We start from the raw sequence: 14,918 nt of genomic DNA, 5'->3' as shown, positions 1-14,918 counted from the left end.
TCACTGCCCGGTCCGGTCGGTGAGGGGCTGCCGGGAGGCGGTCGGTGGCGTGAACAGGGCCTGGACGGTACGGGTGGCCAGGTCTCGCAACCAGGTGTGGGCGCGGTCGTCGTCGTAGCGCCGGTGCCACAGCAGGTACAGGGGGACGTCGGGCAGCGGGAGTGGCGGCGGCAGGGTGGCCAGGCCGAGTCGTTCCCGGGCTGCACGGGTGACCGCGTCGGGGAGGGTGACGACCAGGTCGGTGTCGAGGGCGAGTTGCAGGGCGAAGGCGGCGGTGGGTCCGGCGGCGACGACGCGTCGTTCGAGGCCGTGGGTGGTCAGGGCGTCGTCTATCGGGTCGCGCAGGCTTCCACGTCGCGAAACGGTGAGGTGTTCGGCGGCTGCGTAGCGCTCGACGCTCAGCGGGCCGTGGGTGAGGGGGTGGTCCGGTCGGACGGCGACGACCAGCCGGTCGCTGCCGACGAGGCGGTGACGGATGTCGGGGAGCGTCGGAGCGCTGGAGCTCGATTCGAGGTCGACCTCACCCCGGCGCAGCTCGGCGTCGTCCGTCCCGGGTTCGGCGGACAGGCGCAGCCGGACGCCAGGGGCCCGGCGGTGGACGGCGGTGATCAGGGCGGTGCCGCAGGCGGCGGTCAGGGCGTCGTGCCAGCGCACGGTGAACACCCGGTCCAGAGCTGCCAGGTCGAGTTCCTGCTGCGCCGAGAGAAGGTGGTGGGCCTGCTGTACGAGGGCGTGGACCTGGGCGCGCATGGCCAGTGCGCGGGTGGTGGGAACCATGCTGCGGCCGGTGCGGACCAGGATCTGGTCACCGGTGGCCTTGCGGATGCGGCCCAGGGAGCGGCTCATCGCCGGTGCGGTGACGTGGAGGCGTGCTGCGGCGCCGGCGACGCTGCCCTCTTCCAGTAGTGCGTCCAGGGCTGTGAGCAGGTTCAGATCCAGTTGCATGACAGTAACTCTATGACTGAACAGCATGCACTTGTTGTTAATGATTGAGGGGCCTACCTTCGAAGTGCAGGCGCGAGACAAGCCGCCGCACACATCGAATCCAGGGAGCCCACCATGAGCACAGCCATGCCTTTCGCCGTCGGCACGACGCTCCTGTCCGAGGTGACCGCCGCGGTGAAGACCGCAGGCCTCACCCTGCGCGACCGCCACACCTCGCACGCCCGGGGCGTGAGTCTGGACGAGGTCGTCGCCGAGATCCATGCCAACGACGACGCGGTGCTGGACGTGTTGCGGGAGCCGCTGCTGCGGGCCCGGCGGGGATCACGGTGGGCCGAGGACGAGCTGGCCGGCGGTGCGCTCCCGTCGGGGGAGTGGTGGGTCGTCGACCCCGCCGAGGGCAACATCAACCACGTTCACGGCATGGACGACTGGGCCGTGACCGCCACCCTGGTCCGTGACAACCAGCCGGTGCTCACCGTCGTCCACCTGCCACTGACCGGTGACACCTACACCGCTGTCGCCGGCGGCGGTGCCCGCCTCAACGAGCGGCCCCTGAAGGTGTCCGCCAAGACCGATCCGGGCGCCGCGCTCGTCGGCACCGGCCAGGCCAGGCCCGGCGAGGACGAGCGCACCTTCCGGCGGATCGGTGACTCGGTCACCGCCATGCTCATCAACGGCCTGGTCGTGCGCGTGTCCGTTCCCGCCACGATGCAGCTCATCCATGTCGCGGCCGGACGCACGGACGCCTTCTGGCAGTTCTCCGACGTTCGCTCCGGTCTGGTCGCCGGTGCGCTGCTGGTCTCCGAGGCCGGAGGCACCGTCACCGACCTGGCGGGCGAGCCCTGGAACACGGGCAGCCGCGACTTCCTGGCCGCCGCCCCCGGCATCCACACCGACGCCCTCAAGGTCCTGTCGCCGATCGCCTGACCGGGCACCTCCGCTCCACCCACCTCACACCGCAAGGAGCATCACCTCATGACCAGCATCGGCATCCTGGGCGCCGGCCGCGTCGGCGCCAACCTCGCCGGCAAGCTCTCCGCAGCCGGACACCACGTCACCCTCGGCGTCCGGAACCCGGAAGAGACCTCCGCGGCCCTTGCCGCCGACATCGCCCCACAGATCGCCTTCGCCGACCAGCGCACCACCGCCCGCACCGCGGACATCGTGATCAACGCGACGCCCGGCGACAGCACCCTGGACCGTCTCACCGATCTGCGCGCCGAACTCGCCGGAAAGATCCTGGTCGACGTCTCCAACGCGACCCGCGACGCCGACGACGGCCTGCCCGGCGACCTGTGCTACCCCGGCAGCAGCCTCGCCGAGCAACTCCAGGCCGCCCTCCCCGACACCCGTGTGGTCAAGACCCTCAACACCATGTTGTTCATGGTCATGACCGCCCCCGAAACCCTGGCCACCCCGCCGACCGTCTACGTGTCGGGTAACGACGAACCCGCGAAGAAGACGGTCACCGGCCTGCTCGGCGACCTGGGCTGGCAGCCCGCATGGATCGAGGACCTCGGCGATGTCACCACCGCCCGCGCCACCGAGGCCATGATCCTCGTGGTTCCCCACATCCTGCGCCGACACGGCTTCCGGCCCTTCGCGGTCTCCCTCGCCCGCTGACCGCGGTCGTCGCCGGCCCCCAGGCCTGACCTGGATCCTGACCGTGGAGGGGTGGACTCCGGGGCCCGGGCCCGGGTCGGGGATCTCGGGTGGCCGCTTATGCTGGGGCCGTGACACCGAGAGCGGGGCAGGGGCCAGTACTGCGGGCCGATGCTGCGCGCAACCGGGCCCGGGTGCTGCAGGTCGCCCGCGAGCAACTGGCCGTCGGTGACGACTCCCTTCAGCTGAACGCCATCGCCAAGCTCGCCGGCCTGGGCGTGGGGACCGTGTACCGGCACTTCCCCAACCGCCATGCGCTGGTGGAGGCGCTGTCGGCGGACCGCTTCCGGGAACTGGTCGACGAGGCGCAGGCGGCCGCCGCCGACGAGGACGCGCTTGCGGGCCTGCACCGGCTGCTTCGTTTCGCTCTCGACCACGCGCTGGACGATCCGGGGTTCGCGGCCGTGCTGGAGTCCGCGAGCGATGCCGAGGCGCAGACCTCGCAGATGAAGGCCGAGCTGGACCGTGCCGTCGCGGAGCTGCTGGACCGCGCACGTCTGGCCGGTGCGATCCGGGGCGGCATTCGGGCGGACGACGTGCGCCGCCTGCTCTGCGGCGTCGAGCATGCCGTGCGCTCCGGCGCCAGCGACCACGCGCGTCGCGGGCTCTACCTCGACGTCCTTCTTCAGGGGCTGCGCTCTCCGCGCTGAGGGCAGCGCGCCCCCGGCGTCCGCCGACCGGTCCCGAGGGGTCGGCCGGTTCGTCCCACCCACCAACAACCGGATGACTATCCGCTTGTGCTAGCGTGCCCATCGAAGCGGATAGCTATCCGAATATGTGGAACGTGGGAGGGCGGACCTGTGGTCCAACGGGCAGTGGTGACGGCGGGGACCGGAGGCATCGGCCTCGAAACCGCGATGGGACTCGCGGCGCGCGGGCTCGCCGTCACCGTGGTCGGCCGCGACGCCGAGCGCGGTGGAAGCGCCATCGAGCGGATCGCGGCGGTCGCCACCGGAGCCGCTGCGCGCTTCGTGGCCGCCGACCTCGCATCGCTCGACCAGGTACGAGCGCTCGCCGCGCAGCTGGCGGACGAGGGGCCGCTGAAGGTGCTGGTCAACAACGTCGGCGCGATGTTCACGCAGCGGCGGCAGACGGTCGACGGGATCGAGGCGTCATTCGCCGTCAACCACCTGTCGCCGTACCTGCTGACCGAGTTGCTGCTCGATCAGCTCCGAGCCGGCGGGCCGAGCCGGATCGTCAACGTCACCTCAGGCGCGATCAGGGTCGCCAAGCGCGCCTTCGATGCGGTCGAACCGCCGGGTGGCTACTACGGCTTTCACTGGTACGGCCGCGCCAAGCTCGCCAACCTCGCCTACACCCTGCACCTGTCCGAGCGGCTGCGCGGCACCGGCATCACGGTCTTCGCGGCCGACCCCGGCGGCGCCGCCACCGATATGACCAACGGCACCATGGCCTCACCGAAGATCGTCTCCCCGGGGTTGCGTCTGCTGTGGCCACTGGTCCGACGGACCTTCGAGCGTTCCACCGCCGGCCCTGCCTCCGTCGCCGCCCGGCCGTCCGTCTTCGCCGCGACCGATTCCTCGCTCGACGGGAGGACCGGCCTGCTCATCGGCCCCCAGGCCCACCCCGTTCCCGCCTTCCGCGGAAGCGCCGACCCTCGGCTCATCGACAACGTCCTCAGGCTCAGCCGCCGGCTGGCGCCGCTTCGTGGAGGTGGTGGCGCCCAACCGAGGTGAGCCCGATGCCTGCTGCCCGATGCCCTGCTGCCCGACGGCTTGCGTTGGTGGCCGTCAGTGGCGTTCGGGGGCGAACGGGCCCTCGTCGACGAAGCGGCGCAGCCGGCGTGCGAAGGCTTGGGCGTCCGCCTGTGGCCAGGCGGCGAGCGAGGCCGCGATGCCGGCCGCCAGCCGCTGTCTGGTGACCGACACGATGGTGTGGCCCTCCTCGGTGAGCGCGAGGAGGGTCGCGCGGCCGTCGGCCGGGTCGGGGTGGCGCCGGAGCAGGCGGGCCTGCTCCAGCCGGTCGGCGCGACGGGTCACGGTGGTGCGGTCGAGTCCGATCTCGCGGCCCAGGTCGGCGGCGCTGCACGCTCCGGTCCGGGCCAGGCCGCTGAGGATCGGGTAGGTGAGGTCGTCGACCGCTTCCCCGAGCCCCTCGGTCAGCTGGGTGTGGAGGCGGGCGCGAGTGCTCCGCCGCATGAGCAGTCCCAGGGCGTCGGCGATGTCGTGTCCCGTCGAGTTCTTCACCTCTCGAGATTAGCGTGCTTGGCGCACGCTTTTCCTGGTACAGTCAGAAGCGTGCTTAAGGCACGCATCACCTGACCGATCCAGGGCGGGCCACGCCCACGCCCAACCGAAGGAATCCCCATGAACCACACCCACGCCCGCGCCGCCCTCACCGACCTGCTCCTCACCCCGGGACTCGACCTCGACGAGGCCGCCGACCGGCACTTCGCCCCCGACTACCGCCAGCGCACCGACGGCGAGTGGGCCGACCGCACCGAGTTCCTCGCCCACATCGCCCACCTGCGCACGGTCGTCGCCGGCGGCTCCGTCGACGTCCACGAGGAACTCACCACCGGCAACCTCTACGCCGACCGCCACACCATGACCGTCAACAAGACCGACGGCTCCACCGTCCGCATGGAGGTCTACCTCTTCGCCGAGTTCGCCGCCGACGGCCGCTTCCGCCGCATCGAGGAGACCACTCTCATGCTCGAAGGCGCCGACGCCGACCGGAACCTCGGCAGCGCCCGCTGAGCCACATTCCCACCAGGCGACACGAGGCCGGCCCCGTCCCGGCGCATCGGCGCGCGGCGCCGTCATGGCGCAACATCCGAAAAGCGAGAGGAAGTGGCTGTCACGCTCGACGTGCCCTCTCGCACGGAGCGGGCCGGATCAGCGCGCGGCGCCGCCGGCTCCCGGGCGGGGGTGCCCCCCATCCCTACGTGCATCGCCAGGCGGCCCCCGGCGCCGGACTGCCCATGGACCCCGCACCGCTCGCACAACCGGGGCGGTGCGGGCCCGGACAGGGCCCCGGGGTCTGCTCGACCCAGACGCAACTACTTCGCGTTAAGCTGTGTGCATGAGTGCCCGAGCGACCACACGCCCCGGCGGGCGCAGCGCCCGCGTCCAGCAGTCCGTGCACCAAGCCGTCCGGGATCTGGAAGCGGAGGTGGGGCGGGATGCGCTCACCGTGCCCCTGATCGCCGCCCGCGCGGGAGTGACGCCGTCCACCGTCTACCGGCGCTGGGGGGACCTGCGGGAACTGCTGTCCGACGTGGCCGTCGAGCGGCTGCGCCCCGACACCCCGCCGGCCGACCACGGCAGCCTCCGGGTGGACCTGGAGGCATGGGCGGCGCAGTTCGCCGACGAGATGTCCTCGACGGCGGGCCGCACGTACATCCGCGACGCCCTGCTGGGCGACCCTGAGCAGGGCAACGCGGTTCGCTGCTCCGATTACGCCGCCGAGCAGTTGAAGGCCATCGGTGTGCGCGCGGCAGGGCGGGGGGAGGCCGTGCCCGATGTGGAGACCCTGCTGGACGTCGTCGTCGCCCCCCTGATGTACCGCATCCTGTTCCGTCCCTCGGATCTGTCGGCGGCCTACACCGACCGCCTCGTGGCGACGGCGCTCGGCCGGAGTTCCGCTCCCTCCGCTCCCTCCGCACCCTCCGCTCCTAAAAGCTAAAAGTTTGCGTTTCGAGTGGCCCGGGGCCTACTCTTCCTAATGCAAAGCGTTTGCCTTTAGGTGTGAGAGGTGCTCCATGCTCAGCGTTGCAGCCCTGCCGTCCCGCCCCCGCCGCCTGCCCCTGCTGAGCCACCGCGGTGCCTTCCGGCTCCACGCCTCGGTCCTGGTCGGCCTGCTGGCCGCCTCCAGCGCACCGACCCCGCTCTACGCGCTCTACCAAACCGCATTCCACTTCTCGGCCATGACGCTGACCGTCGTGTTCAGCGCCTACGCGCTCGCCCTGCTGGCGGCACTGCTGACCACGGGCACGCTCTCGGACCACCTGGGCCGGCGCCCGGTCCTCGCCGGGGCGCTGCTGGCGGAAGGCGCCGCGATGGCCGGCTTCGCGACCGCCCAGGGGGTGCCGGCGCTGATCGCCGCCCGGATCCTGCAGGGCCTGGCCACCGGCGTGGCCACCAGCGCCGCCGGCGCCGCCCTGCTCGACTTCGAGGACCGCGACCGCCCGGGACGGGCCACCGCCGCCAACGGCATCGCCCCCGTGGCCGGCATGGCGGTCGGGGTGCTGGCTGCCACCGCCCTCGTGCAGTTCGCCCCCGCTCCCACCCGCACCGTCTACCTGCTGCTGCTCCTGCTGTTCACCGCGCAGGCGGCCGCAGTGCTTCTCACCACCGAGACCGCACATCCCCACTCCGGCGCGTGGCGCTCGCTGCGTCCCGGCACTGCCGTCGCCCCCGCCTCCCGCCCGGCCATGAGGCTTCTCGCCCCCGGCGTCGTCGCCGCCTGGGCGCTGGGCGGCTTCTACTCCTCCCTCGGCCCCTCGCTCGCCCGGCTCATCGCCCCGCACGCGAGCCGCGCCACCGGAGGCCTGGTCTTCCTCACCATGACGGCCGCGGCCGGCCTCGCCGGCCACGCCGCCCGGGCGCTGCCCGCCCGCACGGTGAGCCTCGCCGGCAGCGCGCTCCTGATCCCGGGAGCCCTGCTGACCCTGAGCAGCCCCCAACTGCACAGCCTGCCCGCGCTGTTCGCCGGCACCGCCCTGGCGGGCGCGGGCTTCGGCGCCGTCACCCAGTGCGCCCTGCGCCTCCTGCTCCCCCCGGCCGCCCCGGACCAACGCGCCGGCACGCTCGCCGCCTACTACGTCCTCAGTTACCTGGCGATGAGCATTCCCGCCGTCCTCGCCGGCCTGCTCACCAACCTGTACGGCCTGCAGACCGCAGTCTCGCTCTACGCCGCGACCGTCGTCCTGCTGACCCTGGTCGGCCTCGTCCGCGCCGTGCGGCGGCCGCGCACCGCCTGACCGAGCTCCGCCTTCCCGCACCGCACCACCCGAAAGGACCCACGATGAGCACCGTCACGCCCCGTCAGGCCGCCACCTCCACCAGCACGGGGTGGAGCCTCGGCGACATCACCCTCCGCCGCGTCGACGAGATCGAACTGCCTCGGGAGACCGGCCCCTGGCTGCTGCCGGACGCCACCAAGGAGGTGCTGGACGAGGCGTCGTGGCTGCGCCCCGACTTCGCCGACGCCGAGGTCCCACGGCTGGCGAGCCACAGCTTTGCGGTGGAGGCCGGCGGACTGCGGATCGTCGTCGACACCGGCATCGGCAACGCCAAGCCACGCGCCAACCCGGCCTGGAACGGTCTCGACACCGACTTCCTGGAGCGCCTGGCCGCGGCCGGCTTCCCGCCCGAGTCGGTGGACCTGGTGATCACCACACACCTGCACACCGACCACGTCGGCTGGAACACCCGCCTCGTCGGCGGGGACTGGGTCCCCACCTTCCCCAACGCCCGCTACCTCACCAGCCGGACCGAATGGGACCACTGGGCCGCCACCGACCTGGACGAGGCCCGCCGCCAGATGTTCCGAGACTCCGTCACCCCCGTCCGCGACGCCGGGCAGTACCACCTCGTGGACGTGCCCGAGCAGGGGCACGAAGTGGCACCCGGCGTCCTCCTGGTCCCGGCCCCCGGCCACACCCCGGGGCAGGTCGCCGTGGAACTGCGCGGCAGCGACCGCCGCGCCCTGATCACCGGCGACAGCATCCACCACCCCGTGCAGCTCTCCCACCCCCACGTGCACAGCTGCGTCGACATCGACTCCGCCCAGGCGGTCCGCACCCGCGCCCGGATACTCGACACGCTCGCGGACACCGACGCGCTGCTCCTGGGCACCCACTTCCCGCAGCCCACGGCCGGCACCCTCCGCCGGGAGAACGGCCGCTACCGGCTGCTCGCCGAGCCGGGCGTCGAGACCCCGACCATCGCGGCCTGATCACCCGGCCCGATCGCCCGGCCTGATCACGCGGCCGGTGCCGCTCGGCCGGTGCCGCTCGGCCGGTCCCGCGCGGGCCGCCGAACTGCCGCGGCGCCTTCAGCTGTCCACAACGAATCCTCGGCCTACAGGGCGTCGGCCACTCCGCCGCCCCCACCTCCACCGAGAGGGAGAACATCCATGCCCGCCGTCGAACTCACACCGCCGGAGGCCGCCCGCTGGGCCGCCCGCGCCGGACTCGCGCTGCCAGCCGAGCGTCACGCCGCGGTCGCCAACCACATCCACAGCGTCGTCGCGGTCCTGCGCGAACTGGACTTCGCGGACGTCCCGCCCGCCGCCGCCTACCGCGCCGTAGAGGAGAAGCACGATGCAGCCGTATGAGCTTTCCCTCGCCGCCGCCGCGGACGCGATACGTGACCGGCGACTGTCCCCCGTCGAACTGGTCGACTCAGTCCTCGATCGCATCGAGAAGGCGGAGCCGTCCCTCGGCGCCTACGTCACGGTCGCCGCGGAGCAGGCACGCCGGGCGGCGGGCGAAGCCGAACACGAAGTGGCGCAAGGCCGTTACCGGGGACCGCTGCACGGCATCCCGATGGGGCTCAAGGACCTGATCGATGTCAGCGGGATGCCCACCACGGCCAGCTCCCGGGTCCGTGCCGACCATCGCGCGACAGCGGACAGCACGGTCGCCGCGCGTCTGAGCGCAGCCGGCGCGATCCTGCTCGGCAAGACCCACACCCACGAGTTCGCGTTCGGCCTCACTACCCCGCAGACCCGCAATGCCTGGGACCGCGGCCGGGTCGCCGGTGGCTCCAGCGGCGGCTCCGCGGTCGCCGTCGCGTCGGGCACCGCGACCTTCGCCCTGGGCACCGACACCGGCGGGTCGATCCGGGTGCCCGCCGCGCTCAACGGGGTTGTCGGCCTCAAGCCGACCTACGGTCTCGTCCCCCGTCACGGCGTCACCTCCCTGTCCTGGTCGCTGGACCACGTGGGTCCGATCACCCGCACCGTCGAGGACGCGGCCCTGGTCCTGACCGCGCTGGCCGGACACGATCCGCGCGACCCCGCCTCGCTGTCCGTGCCCGCCGCGGACTACCGGCCCGGTGCCGGCACGAACCTGACGGGGCTGCGCATCGGGCTGCCCCGCACCTACTACTTCGACAACGTCGACCCGCGCGTGGAGACCGCCGTCCGGCACGCCATCGGGCAGCTGGAATCCCTGGGTGCACGGCTCGTCGAGGTCGACATCCCGATGACCCGCTACATCCAGGCCACCCAGTGGGGCCTGATGGTGCCGGAGGCCGGGGCCTACCACGAGGGCAGCCTGCGAGCGGTCGCCGAGCTGTATCAGGAGGACGTCCGCATCCTCCTGGAGGCAGGCGAGTTGATGAGCGCCGGTGACTACCTGCGCGCTCAACGCTCCCGCACGCTCATGCGTGCCGAGTGGGCACGGATGCTGGAGGAGGTCGACGTGATCGCCGCCCCGAGCGTCCCGATGCCCGCGGTCGGGGCCGACGAGACGACGGTCACCTGGCCCGACGGCACGGCCGAGAGCGTCTCCGACGCCTACGTGCGGCTCTGCGCCCCCGCCAACATCACCGGACTGCCCGCCCTGACCGTTCCGGTGGGCCACGACGCGGCGGGCCTGCCGATCGGCATGCAGCTGCTCGGCCGGCCCCTCGGTGAGCCCACGCTCCTGCGGGTCGGCCACGCCTACGAGCAGACGCAGCCCGCCCGGGCACTCGCCACGGCGGTCTGATCCGTCGGCGTCGGCGGAGGAGAACAGCGAGCTGACGGTGTGCCACCGGCGGGGGCGGTCTTGCGGCCGTCCCCGCCCCTCGCTCCGATCCGGTGCACACCGTGGAAGGGCCCGACGACGAAGCCGACCGGGGCACGTTTCCGTGCCCCGGTCGGCTCTCGACCGAAAGCGGCCGTTACGACTCCACCCAGCCGTGGTCCACGGCGATCCGCACCAGGCGCTTCCTGACGTCCAGGATCTGCTCACCGGTCAGTGCCGGGGCGCTGACGAGCAGGGCCTCGGTGACCTCGTCGGTGAAGTCCTTGACGGAGAGCACCTCGCAGGTGCCGTCGTCCAGGTCGATCCGGGCGTCCGTCGCCGGTGCGTGGGGGACCACCGACGACGGACGCGAGTCGGTGCGGGGTGAGGAGGACAGCCGGCCGCTCGCGAGGGAGACGGCCGAGGCCTTGAGGCCGCGGTCACCGTCCTCCAGGTCGAAGCTCACGAGAACGCCGGGGCTGATCAGCGACTTGTCGACCAGAAGGTCGTTGACGTGCAGGAACACGTCGGACCCGCCACCGTCGGGAGAGACGAACCCGTACCCTCGAACCTCGTCGAACCGGACGACCTTGCCCATAGCCATAGCCAGACCCCACACCTCTGCTGAAACAACACAACGTCTGAACACCGCAAAACCACACCGTCGGCCTGCCATCGGGTCCCAGAACTCGACCGGCCGCCCGTGAACCCAGGCTATATGCCGGGAAATCCAAGGGGCACCCCTGAGGGCGGTCGGTGGCCAGGGGCCGGCACAGGGGTCCCGAGGTGCCGCCGACCCGGGCGAGTGGCCCGTCGCCCTGGAGTCCTGCTCTGCGGAGTGCGGTTCGGCGCGCGGCGTTTCGCGGTGGCCCGGCTCTTCTACGGTCCCGTGCTCGGGAATGCGGCGAACAGGTCCTCCTCGCGGCCGGAGGGGCCGCTGGGGCCGGGCTCCCCCTGGGCGAGCTGGTAGTACTCGGTTGCCGAGAGCGGCTGGGCCAGGTTGTTGGAGAGGGCGAAGAACGGGTCCGCCACGGTGATCTGGGTGGCGTGGGCGGCCATGGCCGCGCGCTTGCGGTCCAGGTGGGCGCTGCCGTCGACGACTGTGGTCACGGCGTCGTCCTCGACCACGCGCGGGATGTCGTGGTGGCCCGCGGCGGCGGGGAAGGGTGCGTTCGCGCCGGCGGTGTGCAGGGCTGCGGCGCCGGCGTCGACGACCGAGCGGGGCACGCAGTTCCAGTAGATCTTGGCGATGCCGTGCGGCGTGCCGGACTCCGGGCGGTAGGCCGGGTCGGCGGCGAGCGCGGCGGCCCGCATGGCGACCCGATGGGCCTGGATGTGGTCGGGGTGCCGGTAGCCGCCGTCCGGGTCGTAGGTCACGAGGACCTGCGGCCGGATCTCGCGGATGACCTCGACCAGGTGCCCGGCGGCCTCGTCGGGGTCGGCCTGCCAGAACGAGTCGGGGCGGTCGTTCCCGGGGGAACCCATCATCCCCGAGTCGCGGTAGCGGCCGGGCCCGCCGAGGAAGCGGTGGTCCGTCACGCCCAGCTCGCGCAGGGCGGCCGCGATCTCCTGGGCCCGGTGGGGGCCCAGACGGTCCTCGCGGTCGGAGGTCAGGTGGGCCAGGTCCGGCCCGATGACCTCGCCCTCCTCGCCCAGGGTGCAGGTGATCAGGGTGACCGTGGCTCCCTCCGCGGCGTAACGGGCCATGGTGGCGCCGTTGGCTATTGACTCGTCGTCAGGATGGGCGTGCACGAGGAGTATCCGGCTGCCTGACCGGGTGGGGGTGCCGGTCGCGGTGGTGGGCTGGGTCGTCATGTCGGGGGAGCCTACCCTTCCCGTCCGCGCCCGGCGGTCCCCATCGGTGCTCGGACGAAAGCAGCCGGTGACTGTCTGAATTCCGACGATTCACTGCAGTTATCCGGTATTCGACGCCTCGACTCACCGTATTGCGGAACTTGGAGCCCTGCGGTCGCTTGGCCTGCACAGGGCGAACGGCGAGAGTCTTCTGCAGTCGTGATCACAGTCGCTCAGGACAGGGCGCGGCGGCTCGCGGACGCTGACCGCTCTGCGAGTCGGCCCGCTGGGCGGCCGGTGACGGGGAATCCGAGATTTAAGGGGCGTTCGTGGCTGAGACGTTGGGGTCGACGCAGATCTGGCTCGGTCCGCAGGGGGCGGCGAACGCCGAGGTCACCTGGGCCGCCGGCCGCATCACGCGCGGCGACGCGGCGGTGCACCGTGACCTCGGCGAGGTGCCGAGCGGCGCGCCGTACGTGGTGCCGGCGCTGCCGGTGGAGGTGCACTGTCACGGCCTGGGGCCGATCGACTTCTCGAACTTCGCCGAGATCGACCTCCACGAGCTGGACAAGGTCGCCTCGGACGAGGGCCTGCTCTGCATTCCGACCCTCTACCTGCGGCGCGAACGGCTCGACGCCTTCGTCGAGTTCATGCGCGGCTACGCGGCGCTCCGGGCCGACGGGCAGTTGCCGTTCGTGCCGGCCGTCGCGCTCGAGGGCCCGCTGGTGGCCAGCTTCGGCGGCACCCCGGCGAACGCCGTGTGGGCTCCGTCGAAGGAGGAGTGGGAGAAGCTGGCGAGCTGTGGCGAGCTCGGCCTGGTCTACATCATGCTGTCGCCGGACGCGCTGCAGTCCAGCTCCTACCTGGCGGAGCAGTTCACGCCGGACCACCCCTCGCTGGAGTGGATCGTCACCCGGCTGGTCGAGAGCGGGGTCCGGCCGGCGCTCGGCCACTTCGCCAAGGAGGACCCGCAGCTGGGTGCCGACTGCGTGGAGGTGGTGCTGGGCGCGGCTGAGGCCGCCGACTGCCCGCACAACGGCGTGCGCGTGGTGACCGACCACCTGTTCAACGAGATGCCGCTGCTCATCAAGCATGCCTTCCGGACCCGCAAGGCCCAGGCCGAGCGGGAGGCCCTGCTGGCGAGCTACGACCTGCCCTCCTGGAACCTGGCGGACCTGCACGAGCAGGTCGGGCCCGTTCCTGCCGCGATCATGCGCGGCGCGCACGCCGGCCGCATCGCGGCCTGCCTCAACTTCGACGGCGAGCACGTCGACTACGCCATCGCCAAGCGGGCGATCGAGATCGTCGGCCCGCAGAACATGATGCTGATGACCGACCGCAGCGACACCGCCCGACTGGCCGGCCAGGACCTGCACCTGGAGCCGGGCTCCCAGCTCTGGTACCAGGAGAAGGGTGTCGTCGCGGCCGGCACGATGCCGATCGACAAGCAGATCGCGAACGTCCGCGAGCTCGGGGTCGGTGAGCACGACATCTGGCGGCTGGTCGCGTTCACGGCCTACCGCACCTTCTTCCCCGAGATCGACCTGGGAGCGGCCACCGTCGGCCTCGGGTCGCTCGTGACCGCGGACCGCCGGCGCATCGCCCTCATGTGAGTCCGCGTCGCCCTCAGGTGAGTTCGCGTCGCCATCGATTCTCGAACGAGGTACTGCCATGACCACGGCGCCCCTGCACGACATCCCCCGGCACGTCCTGGAGGCGGTGACACGTTCACCGGCCAAGGCCGCCCTCTACGGGGTGGACAACTACTTCCGGGAAGGCTGCTGGACCTTCGGCGAGCAGCTGGAGGACGTCCTCGGAGTCACCCTGTGCGTGCTGAAGCCCGAGGCGGCGGCCGGTCGGCGCTACCGGGTCGCGTTCCAGGCGCTCGCCGACAACGGCTTCCACCCGGTGGACGTGCTGCGCTTCCGACACGACCGGCTGACGATCAGGGAGACCTGGCGCTACCAGTTCAACTTCGCCGCCCGCGAGCGGATCGACGCGATGGATCTGGTGCTGCCGACCATCGATTCCGTCCTGCTGGTGGTGAAGGACTCGCAGTGGCGGCCGGCCCGGGTGCCGGCCTCGGTGCGGCTGACGGCGCTGAAGGGGCCGTCCGCGCCGGAGCTGCGCCGTCCGGAGCACCTGCGGCGACGGCTGGGCGCGGTCAACGGCCTGTTCAACTTCATGCACACGTCGGACGAACCGATCGACGTGATCCGGGAGTTGTCCATCCTCGCCGGACCCCGGCGCCGGGACGTGGTGCGCGACCGGATCCGGGCCGGGTACGACGCGCGGGCCGAGGCGGAGGCTGCCTTCGACGACCTGGAGGCGCAGACGCCGGCCCATGACCTGGAGCTGGAGAAGAGCTGGGAGCGGTTGACCGAGTCGACCGCCCCCGCCGGCGAGCTGGCCAGGATCCGGGCCAAGGGCGGCGAGATCGCCCTGGCGGACGTGCTGGCGGCGACCCGGTCGGCCTTCGCCGACCCGGCGGACCACTGGGACCTGCTGTCGGTCATCACGCACACGATCGAGTTCAACACTCCTGGGATCCAGCGGATCTTCCCCAACGTCATGCTCGATTCCTGGCAGGGGAGCGAAGGCGGTGAGCCCGCGTGAGCACCTTCGCCGCGCCGAGCATCTGCATCTGCTTCGCGGTGGGCGAGGACGAGATCGTCGACTGGATCAGGCGCGGTGCGACGAGCGTCGACGAGATCGGTGCGAGCTGTCTGGCCGGCCAGGGGTGCGGCGACTGCCGCGGCCTGCTGGAGGAACTGTTGGCGGACTTCGCGACGGAGGCCCGCCCTGACCAGCATTGATG

17 protein-coding genes are annotated in these 14,918 nt (G+C 72.0%); 13 read left to right on the top strand and 4 right to left on the bottom strand.

Annotated elements, in window-relative coordinates:
• A complete protein-coding gene (locus tag ACIBEC_RS38385) occupies positions 1-945 on the bottom strand; it encodes a LysR family transcriptional regulator (RefSeq protein ID WP_360507389.1) in 945 nt (314 codons plus the stop codon).
• 114 nt (positions 946-1,059) lie between these two features.
• On the opposite strand from ACIBEC_RS38385, the gene ACIBEC_RS38380 reads away from it, so the two are divergent.
• The 4 genes from ACIBEC_RS38380 to ACIBEC_RS38365 all read left to right on the top strand — a co-directional run bounded on the left by ACIBEC_RS38380 (position 1,060) and on the right by ACIBEC_RS38365 (position 4,304).
• The gene (locus tag ACIBEC_RS38380; RefSeq protein ID WP_360507386.1) at positions 1,060-1,872 is read left to right on the top strand and encodes an inositol monophosphatase; all 813 of its coding nucleotides are present in this window, start codon (positions 1,060-1,062) and stop codon (positions 1,870-1,872) included.
• A 48-nt stretch (positions 1,873-1,920) separates the two neighbouring features.
• Positions 1,921-2,568, top strand: a complete 648-nt coding sequence (locus tag ACIBEC_RS38375; protein WP_360507383.1) for an NAD(P)-binding domain-containing protein — start codon at positions 1,921-1,923, stop codon at positions 2,566-2,568.
• 110 nt (positions 2,569-2,678) lie between these two features.
• Entirely contained in the window at positions 2,679-3,257 is a 579-nt protein-coding gene (locus tag ACIBEC_RS38370) for a TetR/AcrR family transcriptional regulator (RefSeq protein ID WP_360507380.1), read from the top strand.
• 150 nt (positions 3,258-3,407) lie between these two features.
• Complete coding sequence (locus ACIBEC_RS38365; RefSeq protein ID WP_360507377.1) at positions 3,408-4,304, top strand: SDR family NAD(P)-dependent oxidoreductase; 897 nt, start codon at positions 3,408-3,410, stop codon at positions 4,302-4,304.
• Positions 4,305-4,358: 54 nt separating this feature from the next.
• Here ACIBEC_RS38365 and ACIBEC_RS38360 read toward each other — a convergent pair whose 3' ends face one another.
• On the bottom strand, positions 4,359-4,814 hold the full coding sequence (locus ACIBEC_RS38360; protein WP_360507374.1) for a MarR family transcriptional regulator: 456 nt from the start codon (positions 4,812-4,814) through the stop codon (positions 4,359-4,361).
• 120 nt (positions 4,815-4,934) lie between these two features.
• Between ACIBEC_RS38360 and ACIBEC_RS38355 the strand changes: the two genes are divergently transcribed.
• The 6 genes from ACIBEC_RS38355 (at position 4,935) to ACIBEC_RS38330 (ending at position 10,288) form a co-directional block, all read left to right on the top strand.
• Entirely contained in the window at positions 4,935-5,327 is a 393-nt protein-coding gene (locus ACIBEC_RS38355; protein ID WP_396290015.1) for a nuclear transport factor 2 family protein, read from the top strand.
• A gap of 325 nt (positions 5,328-5,652) precedes the next feature.
• Positions 5,653-6,255 carry a TetR/AcrR family transcriptional regulator gene (locus ACIBEC_RS38350; RefSeq protein WP_360509178.1) on the top strand — a complete coding sequence of 201 codons (603 nt, stop codon included), beginning with the start codon at positions 5,653-5,655 and terminating at the stop codon, positions 6,253-6,255.
• Positions 6,256-6,331: 76 nt separating this feature from the next.
• Positions 6,332-7,552: an MFS transporter gene (locus ACIBEC_RS38345; RefSeq protein ID WP_360509180.1), complete on the top strand. Its 1,221-nt coding sequence runs from the start codon at positions 6,332-6,334 to the stop codon at positions 7,550-7,552.
• A 44-nt stretch (positions 7,553-7,596) separates the two neighbouring features.
• On the top strand, positions 7,597-8,529 hold the full coding sequence (locus ACIBEC_RS38340; protein WP_360509182.1) for an MBL fold metallo-hydrolase: 933 nt from the start codon (positions 7,597-7,599) through the stop codon (positions 8,527-8,529).
• 180 nt (positions 8,530-8,709) lie between these two features.
• Entirely contained in the window at positions 8,710-8,910 is a 201-nt protein-coding gene (locus ACIBEC_RS38335; protein WP_360509184.1) for a hypothetical protein, read from the top strand.
• Complete coding sequence (locus ACIBEC_RS38330; protein ID WP_360509186.1) at positions 8,897-10,288, top strand: amidase; 1,392 nt, start codon at positions 8,897-8,899, stop codon at positions 10,286-10,288. Before ACIBEC_RS38335 ends, ACIBEC_RS38330 begins: the two co-directional genes overlap by 14 nt.
• A 175-nt stretch (positions 10,289-10,463) precedes the next feature.
• Here ACIBEC_RS38330 and ACIBEC_RS38325 read toward each other — a convergent pair whose 3' ends face one another.
• Positions 10,464-10,910 carry a cold shock domain-containing protein gene (locus ACIBEC_RS38325; protein ID WP_360509188.1) on the bottom strand — a complete coding sequence of 149 codons (447 nt, stop codon included), beginning with the start codon at positions 10,908-10,910 and terminating at the stop codon, positions 10,464-10,466.
• 275 nt (positions 10,911-11,185) lie between these two features.
• On the bottom strand, positions 11,186-12,121 hold the full coding sequence (gene mshB / locus ACIBEC_RS38320) for an N-acetyl-1-D-myo-inositol-2-amino-2-deoxy-alpha-D-glucopyranoside deacetylase (RefSeq protein ID WP_360509190.1): 936 nt from the start codon (positions 12,119-12,121) through the stop codon (positions 11,186-11,188).
• A gap of 308 nt (positions 12,122-12,429) precedes the next feature.
• Between mshB and ACIBEC_RS38315 the strand changes: the two genes are divergently transcribed.
• Genes ACIBEC_RS38315 through ACIBEC_RS38305 form a run of 3 tightly spaced genes read left to right on the top strand, consistent with a single transcriptional unit; the run spans position 12,430 to position 14,916 of the window.
• Positions 12,430-13,713, top strand: coding sequence for a hypothetical protein (locus ACIBEC_RS38315; RefSeq protein ID WP_360509192.1), 1,284 nt, complete (start codon positions 12,430-12,432; stop codon positions 13,711-13,713).
• Between the two features lie 58 nt (positions 13,714-13,771).
• Complete coding sequence (locus ACIBEC_RS38310) at positions 13,772-14,716, top strand: hypothetical protein (protein ID WP_360509194.1); 945 nt, start codon at positions 13,772-13,774, stop codon at positions 14,714-14,716.
• Entirely contained in the window at positions 14,713-14,916 is a 204-nt protein-coding gene (locus tag ACIBEC_RS38305) for a (2Fe-2S)-binding protein (RefSeq protein WP_360509196.1), read from the top strand. The genes ACIBEC_RS38310 and ACIBEC_RS38305 overlap by 4 nt, the downstream gene beginning before the upstream one ends.
• The last annotated feature ends 2 nt before the right edge of the window (positions 14,917-14,918 follow it).

The sequence above is a fragment of the Kitasatospora sp. NPDC051164 genome (assembly GCF_044455625.1).
Taxonomy (GTDB): Bacteria; Actinomycetota; Actinomycetes; order Streptomycetales; family Streptomycetaceae; genus Kitasatospora.
This window is presented reverse-complemented; position numbering and strand designations above follow the sequence as displayed.

What these genes read in the sequence shown, in the direction of transcription:
- ACIBEC_RS38385 (WP_360507389.1), bottom strand. Translation starts at nt 945, where the DNA reads ATGCAACTGGATCTGAACCTGCTCACAGCCCTGGACGCACTACTGGAA.
- ACIBEC_RS38380 (WP_360507386.1), top strand. Translation starts at nt 1,060, where the DNA reads ATGAGCACAGCCATGCCTTTCGCCGTCGGCACGACGCTCCTGTCCGAG.
- ACIBEC_RS38375 (WP_360507383.1), top strand. Translation starts at nt 1,921, where the DNA reads ATGACCAGCATCGGCATCCTGGGCGCCGGCCGCGTCGGCGCCAACCTC.
- ACIBEC_RS38355 (WP_396290015.1), top strand. Translation starts at nt 4,935, where the DNA reads ATGAACCACACCCACGCCCGCGCCGCCCTCACCGACCTGCTCCTCACC.
- ACIBEC_RS38350 (WP_360509178.1), top strand. Translation starts at nt 5,653, where the DNA reads ATGAGTGCCCGAGCGACCACACGCCCCGGCGGGCGCAGCGCCCGCGTC.
- ACIBEC_RS38345 (WP_360509180.1), top strand. Translation starts at nt 6,332, where the DNA reads ATGCTCAGCGTTGCAGCCCTGCCGTCCCGCCCCCGCCGCCTGCCCCTG.
- ACIBEC_RS38340 (WP_360509182.1), top strand. Translation starts at nt 7,597, where the DNA reads ATGAGCACCGTCACGCCCCGTCAGGCCGCCACCTCCACCAGCACGGGG.
- ACIBEC_RS38335 (WP_360509184.1), top strand. Translation starts at nt 8,710, where the DNA reads ATGCCCGCCGTCGAACTCACACCGCCGGAGGCCGCCCGCTGGGCCGCC.
- ACIBEC_RS38330 (WP_360509186.1), top strand. Translation starts at nt 8,897, where the DNA reads ATGCAGCCGTATGAGCTTTCCCTCGCCGCCGCCGCGGACGCGATACGT.
- ACIBEC_RS38325 (WP_360509188.1), bottom strand. Translation starts at nt 10,910, where the DNA reads ATGGCTATGGGCAAGGTCGTCCGGTTCGACGAGGTTCGAGGGTACGGG.
- mshB (WP_360509190.1), bottom strand. Translation starts at nt 12,121, where the DNA reads ATGACGACCCAGCCCACCACCGCGACCGGCACCCCCACCCGGTCAGGC.
- ACIBEC_RS38310 (WP_360509194.1), top strand. Translation starts at nt 13,772, where the DNA reads ATGACCACGGCGCCCCTGCACGACATCCCCCGGCACGTCCTGGAGGCG.